This window comes from Nostoc sp., from assembly GCF_036917455.1.
GTDB lineage: Bacteria > Cyanobacteriota > Cyanobacteriia > Cyanobacteriales > Nostocaceae > Nostoc.
The window spans coordinates 1-12,496 of the sequence record NZ_JBALDK010000086.1; the positions used below are offsets into that span (position 1 = coordinate 1).

Here is a 12,496-nt window from a genome sequence, read left to right on the forward strand (position 1 = left end):
GCTCTTCAGAAAGATGATTTTTGGCTGGCATAGGTGGCTGATACTGGATTAATTATTTAATCTCTTATTATACAATCTAGCTGCGTAACAGCTTATTAGTTTTTTCTTCCCTTGCTTCCCCTGCCTCCCCTGCCCCTCTGCCCCTCTGCCTCCCCTGCCTCCCCTGCCCCTCTGCCCATCCTTCCCCTCAAGCTTGTGAGAAATGCGGGTTAGGGGGATCTAAAATTTTGGATACCGACAAGAGGACTTGTTCATTCATCCTCTTACACCCCTACAGCCGATTTATGATTTTGGTCTATCTAAATCTGTGGTGAAAATGCAGCATATTGCTCTTTCGTTAACACACCCTTTTTAACATCAACTTTGTTAGGAATCAGCTTTAACTGATAATATGTATCAGCAACTTTTTGTTGCAAACCGATCAAATTATCATCAATTGGCACAATCCCAAAATTTCTCCTATTAGTAGCTTTTCTCATTGTTACTATATCAATTGCTAGCACAGATGATAGAGTTTGCGCTACTTCTTCTCGATGCTGTTTAGACCATTCTTCTAGATTTTTTATTTCTTCTAAAACGTCCTTTACTGTTTGGGGATTTTCAGTGACAAATTTACGGGTTCCCAAATAATATCCTCCCTGTTTATTAATTCCTGTCCCATCAACTAAAACTCTGGCTTTAGTTGCCTCTTGAGCAGCTGCATAGAAAGGGTCCCAAATAACCCACGCATCTACACTACCCTTGACGAATGCAGCACGGGCATCAGCAGGTGGTAAATATTTAGGGTCAATGTCTGTATATTTTAACCCCGCTTTTTCTAAAGCTTGGACTAACAATAAGTGGGCACTGGATCCTTTTTGAAAAGCAACTTTTTTACCTTTCAAGTCGGTAAGTTTTTGAATTGAGGAATTTTGAGGAACAAGAATTGCTGAACCAGCAGGACTAACAGCAATACCAGCCACATAAGTTAATGATGCTCCAGCTGCTTGGGCAAATACTGGCGGCGATTCTCCTACGTGTCCAAAGTCAATACTACCCACATTCATGGCTTCTAACAATTGTGGCCCCGCCGGAAATTCTATCCATTCTACAGATATCCCATCTGGTGACAAACGCTTTTCTAAGACACCTTTGCTTCTCAGCAAAATATTCGATTTTTGATAGCCAAATCTTAATACTGTGGCTTTACTAGAAGCTGAATTACTAACAGGTGTAGCACTGGGGTTAGACGAATTAACAGTTGATGGTGATGAGCAGGCAGCAAATAGCACGCTCAGACACACCCCTGTAACAAAAGCCCCTGCAATTGGTAAAGGAAAAGAAAAGAATAACTTGTGTTGGTTGTTAAATGGTATATTCCTGAATTTTATCAACGATATCCACTTGGCAATAAAACGGCGAAAAATTAGGTTAATCATCAAAATGATTTCTCTAAGCTATATAGATACTATAAACTTATAGGTTTACCGGAGTATATAAAATTAGGAAAATTTGACATAAAAAATAGAGGGAAGTGAGGTAAATTTATACTTCCCCGTTTCTTATCCCAGTGCCAAAAAACATTAATTCAGCAAATCAGGTTCTTCACGTACAATCCTATCGTAAAGGGGCTGGAAACCGAACCAACCACTTGTACATGAACCCACTTGAGTTTGGGTTAAACGGGCTGTTTCGTGTTTGATAGTAGTTGGTCTACCGGCAGCTTCTGCCAGCAGTTGGGCTTGGCACGATCGCTCTAAGCTAATGTACCAATAGGCAGCTTCATCTACCGTATGTCCCACAGTTAAAATACTGTGGTTACGGAGAATTATGGCTTTCTTTGGCCCCAAAGCTTCTGCCAGTCGTAGACCTTCAGAAGTTTCTAAAACCACACCTGTGAAATCGTCAAATAGGGCATGATCTTCGTAAAAAGCACAAGAATCTTGAGTCAAGGGGTCAAGGAGACGACCTAAACTAGACCAGGCTTTACCATAAAGAGAATGGGCATGAGCCGCCGCAATTACATCAGGTCGAGCTTCATGAATCTGAGAATGGATGGCGAAAGCGGCTCGATTTACTTCAGCATCGCCTTTAACCACTTCACCTTCTCTGTTAACTAAGATCAGGTCAGAAACTCGGATGTGACCGAAATATGTTCCTAATGGATTGACCCAAAAATGGTCTGTAAATTCTGGATCGCGAGCCGTAATATGGCCTGCGACTCCCTCGCTGAACCCAAACTTACCAAATAGGCGGAAAGCTGCGGCGAGGCGTTGCTGACGGTGCAGACGTTCATCTTCAACTCGCTCGAATCTAGGGGGTTGTGGTCTATCGTACCTGGGCATGTTCTTTTTCTTCTTCCTCTTTGCAGGGAGCGTTGGAATATCCAGAGCGAAAGGATTTGACGCTATGAGATTCTGGGATGAACTGGTGACGCAAGATGCAGCCAGTATCATTACCCAGAATATGAATAGATACAGATGCGCTCTGGGATGTAGTTTTGACGGCGTGGATATCCCCATCTGGGGGTAAGAGGCGGTAGATATCCCCTGGTTGAAGCCTACGCACTTCAGTTACTTGTAATTGTGCGTGTCCTTCAGCATCGCCGCTATCTACACGGCGATAGACTGTTTCTTCTTGATTGCCTTTGTATAAACCAATCAATCCCCAGGCTAAATGGTCGTGGACGGGAGTCGTGGAACCTGCGGGAATCACCAAACTAAAGACTGAGAGGGAACGGTCTTTAGCGCGATAAAGTAGCCACTGACCTATACCGCCCCCCATCTTGCTTTCAGGATTAATTTGGGCAAAATTTTCAGGTAGCCATTCCTGTTGGGCAAGCAGTTCTTGAAAATAGGGTTCTAATCTGGCGAGAGTTTGGGGGCGATCGCCAGTAGTGATGGCGCTAATTTCTCGCACTGTTGCGACAAAGGATCGTAATTCCTGGCTCTCAATAAACCATTGGTCTTCTGGTAATGGTTCCAAAATAGTGTGGTTTGTCATCTATATTCCTCGGTTTCGGAGGTGACTAAGATTAACTAATTACGGATTACGAATTATTTTTATGCTGGGGTGAATCTTGAAGCCAAGTTGCTCAAGTTTTAAATGAGATAGAGACTCCTTGAGAATGATAGTAAAGGGATATCGTTGAAATACGGTAGCTTTACCTTGTGACAATAGCAGCCTAGCACGGCTGATGCGGACTGGATACAACGGTTGTTGGTTGGCATCGAGAATGAGTACTTTAGTCATGCAGTTTTGAAAAAATTAAATTATTTACAGCAGCTTTCAGGTATTTGAGTGCTGAATGGCGAGTAGTTAAATTGCTTGAAAAGACCCTGCCTACTTTGCGTTTTAAAATACTAAGATTTTACGCAAAGCTGTATTAAGGGCTTTCCAAGAAATAAATTATCCATTTGTGGGATGGGCATCTTGCCCGTCACCAATATTAGGACGGGCAAGATGCCCATCCCACAAGAAAATTTGGGATATTTTTTATTTGGAAATCCCTAAGCAATAACAGCTGCTTGTCGCTCCCGTCGTTGCACTTCTGCCCGCACTAGGGGAATCACATCACGACCGTAAGCGATCGCATCTTCTAATGGATCGAATCCCCGAATCAACAGAGTTGTTACCCCCGCATCATAGTAATCCACAAGGGACTCTGCTACTTGCTCCGGCGTACCAACGAGGGCGGTAGTATTACCATAAGCACCGGTAGCGGCAGCAATTGGAGTCCACAAACGCTTATCGAAAATTTCGCTTTCTTGGGCAAACTGTAATAAACGACTGGAACCCACTGCTTGCGGACGCGCTGAATTTAAGTAGGGAGTTAACTGGGGTTGATTTTCTGTTTTTGCCGCCCGAATTTCCTTAACACGCGATAGAATCGAGTGCGCCCGTTCCCAAGCCTTCGCTTCAGTATCACCCAAAATCGGCCGCAAAGATACACTGAAGCGTGGCGATCGCCCTGGTGGTGTTACAGCTTTTACTTCACGTATCCGCTCTTTAATTGCTGCAATGGGTTCTCCCCACATAGCATACACATCACTGTGCTTTGCCCCCACAGGTACTGCTGCACCAGAAGCACCGCCAAAATACACGGGTATGTGCGGTTGTTGCAGAGGCTTCACATCTGAGTAAGCATCTTTCAACCGATAGAATTCACCCTCATAGTCGAAGGGAATCTTACTCATCCATACTCGACGCACAATGTCAAGATATTCATCTGTACGGTGATAGCGAGTATCATGGTCAAGCCAATCCCCATCGCGTTGCTGTTCAGCATCACTACCACCTGTAATAATGTGTACGGCGATGCGACCATTAGTAAAATGATCCAAAGTTGCTGTCTTGCGTGCAAAGAGCGTTGGAGCCACGAAACCAGGGCGGTGGGCGATTAAAAACTTCAACCGTTCTGTTGCCGCAGCCGCAAACGATGCCACAGTTAAGCCATCAGGGCCAGTTGAACCATAACCAACTAGCACGCGGTCAAAGCCACCGTCTTCATGTGCCTGAGCAAACTTGCGAACATAAGCGGCATCTATGGAACCACCTGCGATCGCAACACTCGGCCCATCTAACTCAGATATTTGTCGCGTTCCAATCATTCCAATAAATTCAATCGGCATAGTACATCTCCTTTATATTGGGAATTGGGAAATCGGGGAGAACAACATGGGAGCAACGCGAAAAAGTGAGATCCTCGTGAAATAGGCTCTTGAGGCAGGGGGAGCAGGGGGAGTAAAGAGACATTTTTAGTATTTTTTACTACCGAAACAGACTGCTTCTACACTTATTTATTTCTCTTCCCCTGCCTCCCCTGCTTACCCATCTCACTGTTAGAGCATTACTCCCGAACAACATTACCTCTGCTCCCTGCTCCCTGCTCCCTGCCCCCTTCCTACTTAGCTGTGGGGCAGATAGTCGCGGCAACATTTACCCTTTTCGATAGAATTTTTTGCTCTAGCATCCAGTCAGCAGTCTTCTGAATTTTGGCAACATCATCAACATTAGGTGTTATAAGTAGCTGTGGCCCTTGATTCTCAGTTACCCGCTTGGCTACGGCTGGGGAAATTTTGATATCCTTAACTAGAAATTCCTCTGATTTTGCTGTATTTGCATTCAACCAATTGTATTCCTCACTTAAACCACTAAAAGCTGCTTTCACCGCTTCTGGAGATTTAGCCGCAGCCTCGTTACGCACCAGCATTACACTGTAGGTTGGCGCTGGATGGGTTGTAGTGATTCTTCTAGCACCATGCTCCAATTCAGCAACAGAAACATAAGGTTCCCAAACTGCCCAAGCGTCTACAGTCCCTTGGTAGAGGGCGGGTGCAGCATCAGTTGGAGCTAAGAAGACACGCTGAACTTTATCTTTAGGAATCTTCTCTTTTTCTAATACTTTTAATAATAGATACTCACCTGCACCAGCCTGATTGACCGCAACTTTTTTACCTACCAGTTCAGCAGGTTTACGGATAGGAGAATCGCCACGGACTACGATCGCATTTGCCAATGATTCTGGTCTGGGACGCTGGACAGCACCAATGCAAAGCTCCTGACCGGCAGCGATCGCTGACAATCCAGGAATGTCCCCACACCCGCCTATATCGGCTTGATTAGCGCTAATTGCTTGAAGTAAGGTAGCACATCGATCAAAGGGGCCAGCCCATTCAACTTTGATATTCTCAGCTGCCAGCCTCTTTTCTAGCTCTCCTCTTTGACGTGCAATTGGTACTACACCTCCTTTTTGGTATCCCAACCGAATCAAACTATTTTTCTCTTGAGTCTGGTTACTGACAGTTTTGGCAGTGGTATTAGTATTTGCAGAGTTACTTGGGACGCAGCCATAAATCGCCAAACCTAGCCAGGAACTAGCAAATAATGAGGCATTAAGGGACTTAATTGAGTGTTGTGGCAAGAAAAATAATAAATTTTTGAACTCATTCAACAACTTTTTTATTACTCCTTTGATTAAAGAAAAGATAAGAATGAGAGTATAAAAGTAAATTCCATAACTCTCGTTCTTATCACTCACTAGGGATTTTTAAGGAATAAATCATCCAATCTTGTGAGGTAATCTCACAAGAATTCATTAGATATTTTTATGAGGAAGTCTTTTAGCTCTGATATGGATTCCTTTAAATACGCTAAGTCGGTCGGATAACCGGTGAACTAATTACAAGCAAAAATTATCACATACAAATTAAAAAAGCAATAGGCTAGCTGTTATGGGAAAGCGACACTTTAATTCTTTGGGATTTCGTCAAAAGGGCGTAGTTGCTTGTAGATGCAGGATTTTTTCTAACTGTGGATGCTCGAAGCGAAGTTCTCTGGCGTGCAGATGTAACCGACTAGTAACTGCATCGCATCCATAAAGGCGATCGCCTAAAATAGTTATCCCAAGTCCTCGGACATCAGCCGCATGAACCCTCAATTGATGGGTGCGTCCTGTTAGCGGCGTAAATTCTATGCGGGTGTAATCTTGTTGTCTCGCCATTACTTGGAATTGTGTCAAGCTGGGTTTACCGCGTTGCCAATCAACTTTTTGATAAGGGCGATTTTCAGGATCTCCCCACAATGGCAAGTCAATTACACCTTGTTCAGCGATCGCAACACCTGAAAGTATGGCTTCATAAACCTTGTGAACCTGGCGTTGCTGAAACTGCTGGCTGAGTTGCCGGTGGGTTTGGCGATCGCGTGCTAACAACAAAATCCCAGAAGTTTCTTGATCTAGGCGATGCACAGATGCAAGCGTCATACCATCCGATAACAGATGACGTAAGCGACTCAAAACACTATCTTGGCGATCGCTATAACGCCCAGGTACTGAAAGTAGTCCAGCAGGTTTATTTACAGCAATCAGCCATTCGTCTTCATAAAGAATGGGGATCTCTGCTTTGGTAGGGAAAAGTGTGCTAGTTGGGTGAAAATTTCTATCAGGGATTGAAATAGGTTTCAAGCCAGATAGTAAAAACCCCATCAATGGCTGACATCGTTCGGCACACGCGCCATAAAATTCTCCTTGAATTTTATCTTGATTTATTGAAGATGCACCCCACCAAAACTCTGCCATTGCCAGTGGTTTTAAATTATGTGTTGCCGCATAATGGAGTAACTTTGGGGCACAACAGTCTCCAGTGCCAGTGGGTAAACCTGTCGGCATCAATTGCTGTAACGATCGCGATCGCCCCGAAAAATTAGTTAGGCTGTAGCTAGCGTGCATCTGAGCTTGTAATTGACGAGATAACGCTTTACGCTGTTGTTTCAGTTCGCTAATTCGCGCATCTGTTGCTGCAATTAACTGCTGGAGGGGCTGTAATACTTCATTTTGGTAGCGTTTAAGTTGTCGTCGCTCGATTCCGTGCTGACGACTTTCTTCGTCGAGTTGTTCAAGGGCAATGGTGATTGCTTCTGGAGTGAGTGGATTGCAGATTTGCTGGCGTTTTTCTTGTCTTTGATGTTTGCAATGACGATGGCGATCGCTCATTGCTTGCAACTGCTGTTCAAATTCATCAACCAGAGTTTTATACTGCTGGCGTTCACTTAGTTGCTTCAAGCTAAGGATTTCCTGCTTAATCGCGTCTAACTGTGCTAAAGTGCGGGTTTCCTCCAAAACAACTTCATCTCGTCCTGGAATTGGTGGAATCCAGCCTGCAACCACACTAGAACCATTCAAAAGACCGGAGAAGGCTTTTAGTACCCGTTGTTCGCCATTAGGCAGTTCAATCAACAGTATTCCATACATCTTGCCTTCACGAGAATAATAGTCATTGTTAGCAAACTGTTGCATTAGTCCGTGAGCGATCGCTTCGGACATTGAGGTGCGGGGTAATTTTAGGCGATGGCCACTTTCAAGAGAACGCCCTTCATACCAATAACTTGGAGATGAATCGTTGACAGCAAAATCGCAGTCGATGAAATCTGAAAGTGCGTGCAGAACTACCATACAAAGTATGATTGCAAATTTAGCCGATCCTCATATTGTAATTAGCGATCGCTAATTTATGTCATTTTAATGCCCTAGCAAATGTAGTATCTAAAGCAGCATATTAGCATGACTTTCTATTCAACCCGCTTAACTTCAAATCTTTGTAACCCTTCAGGGACTTCATACTTAATCACAACATCTTTAACCACAGCAGCAGGTGGCCCAGAGTGACACCAGCGAACCATGTTATCTACAACCTCTCGCGCCCCTTCAAAGACTGCCTCTACTCGACTATCGGGGAGATTCCGCACCCAACCGGTTAATCCTAACTGTCTAGCTGTATCCACAGTGGAATAGCGATACCCCACTCTTTGAACTCGGCCAGAAATGAATACATGGGCACGGACGATCTTTGGTAGTGCTGTAGAATTCTGCATAAACGGGTCTAATCTTTACGATTCCAGTCTACCTAGTTTATGTATACACTATCTGTTTTTAATCACACATGTCTAACTTGCCACCACTAAATACAGAAACAATTTGGGCAATTATTGACGATAAACTTGATGATGCCACAGTTAACCAGTTGCTATGGCATTATTTAGGATATCGCTATGATTCCTCAACTGCACAATGGGACAATAGCCTAGTTGCACCAGAATGGCAAGATGAGTACCCCCAACCACCAGATTTCATAGAGTCTCGCCCTGCAATAGTCAAGTTGACCCGTTCTATTCCTGCTGAAAATAAACAAATGCTCAAAGAGAAACTGGGTTTCAAAGGTTACAAAATTGGAGAATTTGGACCTCGCCAAACTCGCAGAGCGACAGCAGCAAATTGGTTTTTAAGTTATCTACAACAAACTAACGGCAAAATTGATTAATCTGATACAGCAGATATTTATTGCTAAACATCTGCTGTATCAAAACTTAATAAAAAACTATTATTTTTTTTATAACACTTTTTACTTTAATACAACAATATTTTGAGTTTAGTATTACTATTAACGAAAAAATATATGACATCAAATTAATACATAAATTCAAACAAACAATCTGAATAATAGTCCAAGATTGCCAAAAAATAATAACTTTTACAAACTATTTATAAATTACTCCTGAAGATAGAAGCGCTATTTATATAATTATTTCTCTAGAGCGATTTGCTAATTCAATTGAGCATTAGAGAATACTTGTATCAACCCTTAATATTAGAAATACTTCTATGGCAAAGCCAATTGAATTTAATTTATTTGCACCTTATAACAAAGGAGCCGCATTAATTGGTTCTTTTTCTGATTGGCAAGAAATTCAAATGAAAAAAGGTGATGATGGTTATTTTCGCACAAGTGTTGAGCTAGAAGATGGCGATTATAAATATAAATTTCGTGTCCAGTCAAATTCATGGTTTTTTGAACCAGAACAATGGGTTGATGTTACAGACCCCTATGCAACTGATATAGATGAACTGAGTGGAAAAGATGATGGTGTTATCCATGTAAAAGATGGAAAAAAGATTACCGATACATACCATTGGCAACATGATGATAAACCTTTACCTGCTGACCACGAATTAGTAATTTATGAATTACACGTTGGTGACTTTTCTGGTGGTGAGGACGATCCTTATGCACGAGGCAAGTATAAACACGTCATTGAAAAGTTAGATTATTTATGTGAACTAGGAATCAATGCTATTGAGTTAATGCCACTCAAAGAATATCCTGGTGATTATAGTTGGGGTTATAATCCCCGCCACTTTTTTGCAACAGAATCAAGTTATGGTTCTACAGCTGAATTGAAAAAATTGATTGATGAGTGTCACGGCAAAGGCATTCGTATAATTATTGATGGTATTTATAATCACTCAGAAGCATCTGCTCCTTTAACACAAATTGACCACGATTATTGGTATCATCATGAACCTCGCGATCCTGATAATAACTGGGGACCTGAGTTTAATTACGAACATTATGACGAAAAATTAGAGATTCATCCAGCACGGAAATTTATTAGTGAGGTAATTCGTTTTTGGATTGGAGAGTATCATCTTGATGGTATTCGCTATGATGCAGCGCGGCAAATTGCTAATTACGACTTCATGCACTGGATTGTTCAGGAAGCTAAAAATACTGCTAGTATGAAGCCTTTTTATAATATTGCCGAACACATTCCTGAAACTACCAGCATTACTAATATAGATGGGCCAATGGATGGTTGTTGGCATGACAGTTTCTATCACTGCATTCTAGAACATATCTGCGGTGATACATTTGATTTAGAGCGTCTCAAAGATGTCATTGACTGCAAACGCCAAGGCTTCTTGGGTGCTACGAATGTAGTAAATTACCTCACCAACCACGACCATAACCATGTCATGGTAGAACTGGGAAACCGTGAGATTTTTGACGAAGAAGCCTTCAGGCGGGCTAAGTTAGGAGTCGCCATCCTAATGACTGCTGTTGGTGTACCTTTGATTTGGATGGGAGAGGAATTTGGAGAGTATAAACCGAAACAACCTGAATCATCCAAAATTGACTGGACACTATTAGGTAACGATTTAAACCGTGGTTTATTTGAATCATACAAAGGCTTAACCAACCTGCGTAAAAGTAATCACTCTCTCTACACAGAAAATATTGATTTTATCCACGAGAATGCAGATGCAAAAGTATTAGCTTATACTCGTTGGAATGATGAAGGTTCTCGTGTAGTCGTAATAGCAAATTTCTCAGAAAACTTTCTCGGTGGCTATCATGTTGCTAATTTAGGAAGCGGTGGAACATGGCACGAGTGGACAGGCAATTATGATGTCGAAGCTGTTGAAGATGGCATCACGGTTGATTTGGGGCCATACGAAGCCAAAGTCTTTGTATGGCAATAATGATGTATATCATGACTGAGTCAGTATTACAATAGTAAAGAAAAAGGGGGAAATATTTCCCTTTTTCAATTATTTTTTGAATTACATACAGTTGAACTATAAATTTGTCAAGCTATAAAGAAGCTGTTTTAAAATCTCATGAGTTTGTGTTACACTTCTGAGTTGAAGTGCGTATATAAAATTGCCAGAGCATCTCCATGCACAACAAATTATTTAACAGTAATATCGACAACGCTAATATTGAGAACGATCGTATTTTATTAACTCCCAATGAAATCAAATCAAAATTACCTCTAACACAATTAGCCGAACAAAGAGTTTTAGCATACAGGCAGGAAATAGAAGATATCCTGGATTTTCAGGATCGGAGAAAATTTATAGTAGTTGGACCATGCTCAATCCACGATCCAAAAGCAGCGATCGAATATTCTAAAAGGTTGAAAGCATTATCCGAACAAGTTCAGGATAAGCTGCTATTAATTATGCGAGTGTACTTTGAAAAACCAAGAACAACTGTAGGTTGGAAAGGATTGATTAACGATCCAGATATGGATGATTCTTTCCATGTAGAGAATGGTTTATTAATTGCACGGGATCTATTATTAAAAATTACAGAATTAGGACTACCTGCGGGTACAGAAGCACTAGATCCAATCATCCCTCAATATATTAGCGAACTGATTACATGGTCTGCCATTGGGGCACGCACAACCGAATCCCAAACTCACCGCGAAATGGCAAGTGGACTTTCAATGCCTGTGGGTTTTAAAAACGGTACTGATGGCAATATCCAAGTAGCTTTGAATGCCCTGCAATCTGCTGGAAACCCGCATAATTTTCTGGGAATTAATCAAAACGGACAAGTCAGCGTTTTTCAAACTAAAGGTAATGGCTACGGGCACGTAATTTTAAGGGGTGGTAGTCAACCTAACTTTGATCCAGCAAATGTAAAATTGGTAGAAGAGAAGTTAAAACAAGCAAATTTACCACCGAGAATTGTTATTGACTGTAGCCACGGTAATACCAATAAAGATTACAAATTACAAGGTGCTGTCTTAGAAAATATTGTTCAGCAAATAGTGGATGGTAATACATCAATAGTTGGCATGATGCTGGAATCACATTTGTATGAAGGTAGTCAACCAATTACTGGGAAACAAGAAGAATTAAAATATGGTATTTCTGTAACTGATAAATGCATTGGCTGGGAAGAAACCGAAAAAATTATTTTGGTTGCTCACGAAAAACTTAGGCATTGCTGAATAATGGGATGATTGAGACTGACACAAAGACGTAAAGACGCAAAGACAGGGGATTAACTTGGGCTACGATGCACCAAGTTCTCAGGTTGTATTTTGGCGCCATCACCAAAATACAAGCGGGGATACCTGTACCATAAAAAAAATTAGGCGGTAAACCAATCCCCGCCTCTAATCGATCGTTTTTAATGGAACTCTCCCGAACTTTATTTTCTTCTCCGCCGCGAAACAGCACCCCATGCGGCATTACCGTCGCCATCATCCCATCAGTCTTGAGGACAGATAACATGTGCTGGGCAAACATCAAATCTGCTTTTTTACCCGTTTCAGGACAATAACCATGTGTAAACAGTAAACCAAAAAGTTTTTCTCCAAAGAGCGATCGCTGAAATACTTATATGTTTTAATACTTTATAACACCTAATTCTCTAATCAGTAGACA

The 12,496-nt window shown here is 41.8% G+C and carries 12 protein-coding genes; 3 read left to right on the forward strand and 9 right to left on the reverse strand.

All coding sequences use genetic code 11. The features are described from left to right. Positions 1-299: 299 nt before the first annotated feature. The 8 genes from V7K42_RS09220 to V7K42_RS09255 all read right to left on the reverse strand — a co-directional run bounded on the left by V7K42_RS09220 (position 300) and on the right by V7K42_RS09255 (position 8,349). Positions 300-1,418 carry a sulfonate ABC transporter substrate-binding protein gene (locus V7K42_RS09220; RefSeq protein WP_334915506.1) on the reverse strand — a complete coding sequence of 373 codons (1,119 nt, stop codon included), beginning with the start codon at positions 1,416-1,418 and terminating at the stop codon, positions 300-302. A gap of 144 nt (positions 1,419-1,562) precedes the next feature. After that, positions 1,563-2,324 (reverse strand): class II aldolase/adducin family protein, encoded by a 762-nt coding sequence (locus tag V7K42_RS09225; RefSeq protein WP_334915507.1) that lies wholly within the window; start codon positions 2,322-2,324, stop codon positions 1,563-1,565. Continuing rightward, positions 2,308-2,982: a hypothetical protein gene (locus tag V7K42_RS09230; RefSeq protein WP_334915509.1), complete on the reverse strand. Its 675-nt coding sequence runs from the start codon at positions 2,980-2,982 to the stop codon at positions 2,308-2,310. The genes V7K42_RS09225 and V7K42_RS09230 overlap by 17 nt, the downstream gene beginning before the upstream one ends. Positions 2,983-3,021: 39 nt before the next feature. After that, entirely contained in the window at positions 3,022-3,231 is a 210-nt protein-coding gene (locus tag V7K42_RS09235; protein WP_334915511.1) for an RRXRR domain-containing protein, read from the reverse strand. Between the two features lie 257 nt (positions 3,232-3,488). Then, positions 3,489-4,610 (reverse strand): LLM class flavin-dependent oxidoreductase, encoded by a 1,122-nt coding sequence (locus V7K42_RS09240; protein ID WP_334915513.1) that lies wholly within the window; start codon positions 4,608-4,610, stop codon positions 3,489-3,491. Positions 4,611-4,882: 272 nt separating this feature from the next. Then, complete coding sequence (locus tag V7K42_RS09245; protein WP_334915515.1) at positions 4,883-5,932, reverse strand: aliphatic sulfonate ABC transporter substrate-binding protein; 1,050 nt, start codon at positions 5,930-5,932, stop codon at positions 4,883-4,885. A gap of 315 nt (positions 5,933-6,247) precedes the next feature. Further along, the gene (locus tag V7K42_RS09250) at positions 6,248-7,930 is read right to left on the reverse strand and encodes an RluA family pseudouridine synthase (RefSeq protein ID WP_334915517.1); all 1,683 of its coding nucleotides are present in this window, start codon (positions 7,928-7,930) and stop codon (positions 6,248-6,250) included. A gap of 116 nt (positions 7,931-8,046) precedes the next feature. Beyond that, positions 8,047-8,349 (reverse strand): acylphosphatase, encoded by a 303-nt coding sequence (locus tag V7K42_RS09255; RefSeq protein ID WP_334915519.1) that lies wholly within the window; start codon positions 8,347-8,349, stop codon positions 8,047-8,049. 68 nt (positions 8,350-8,417) lie between these two features. Here V7K42_RS09255 and V7K42_RS09260 point away from each other — a divergent pair, with 68 nt between their 5' ends. The 3 genes from V7K42_RS09260 to V7K42_RS09270 all read left to right on the forward strand — a co-directional run bounded on the left by V7K42_RS09260 (position 8,418) and on the right by V7K42_RS09270 (position 12,057). Next, positions 8,418-8,795 (forward strand): DUF1823 family protein, encoded by a 378-nt coding sequence (locus tag V7K42_RS09260; protein WP_334915521.1) that lies wholly within the window; start codon positions 8,418-8,420, stop codon positions 8,793-8,795. Between the two features lie 341 nt (positions 8,796-9,136). Beyond that, the gene (locus V7K42_RS09265; RefSeq protein ID WP_334915522.1) at positions 9,137-10,795 is read left to right on the forward strand and encodes an alpha-amylase family glycosyl hydrolase; all 1,659 of its coding nucleotides are present in this window, start codon (positions 9,137-9,139) and stop codon (positions 10,793-10,795) included. A 197-nt stretch (positions 10,796-10,992) separates the two neighbouring features. Further along, entirely contained in the window at positions 10,993-12,057 is a 1,065-nt protein-coding gene (locus tag V7K42_RS09270; RefSeq protein WP_334915523.1) for a 3-deoxy-7-phosphoheptulonate synthase, read from the forward strand. On the opposite strand, the gene V7K42_RS09275 is transcribed toward V7K42_RS09270, so the two are convergent. Next, on the reverse strand, positions 12,044-12,406 hold the full coding sequence (locus tag V7K42_RS09275; RefSeq protein ID WP_334915525.1) for an HsdM family class I SAM-dependent methyltransferase: 363 nt from the start codon (positions 12,404-12,406) through the stop codon (positions 12,044-12,046). The genes V7K42_RS09270 and V7K42_RS09275 overlap by 14 nt on opposite strands. Positions 12,407-12,496: the final 90 nt, after the last annotated feature.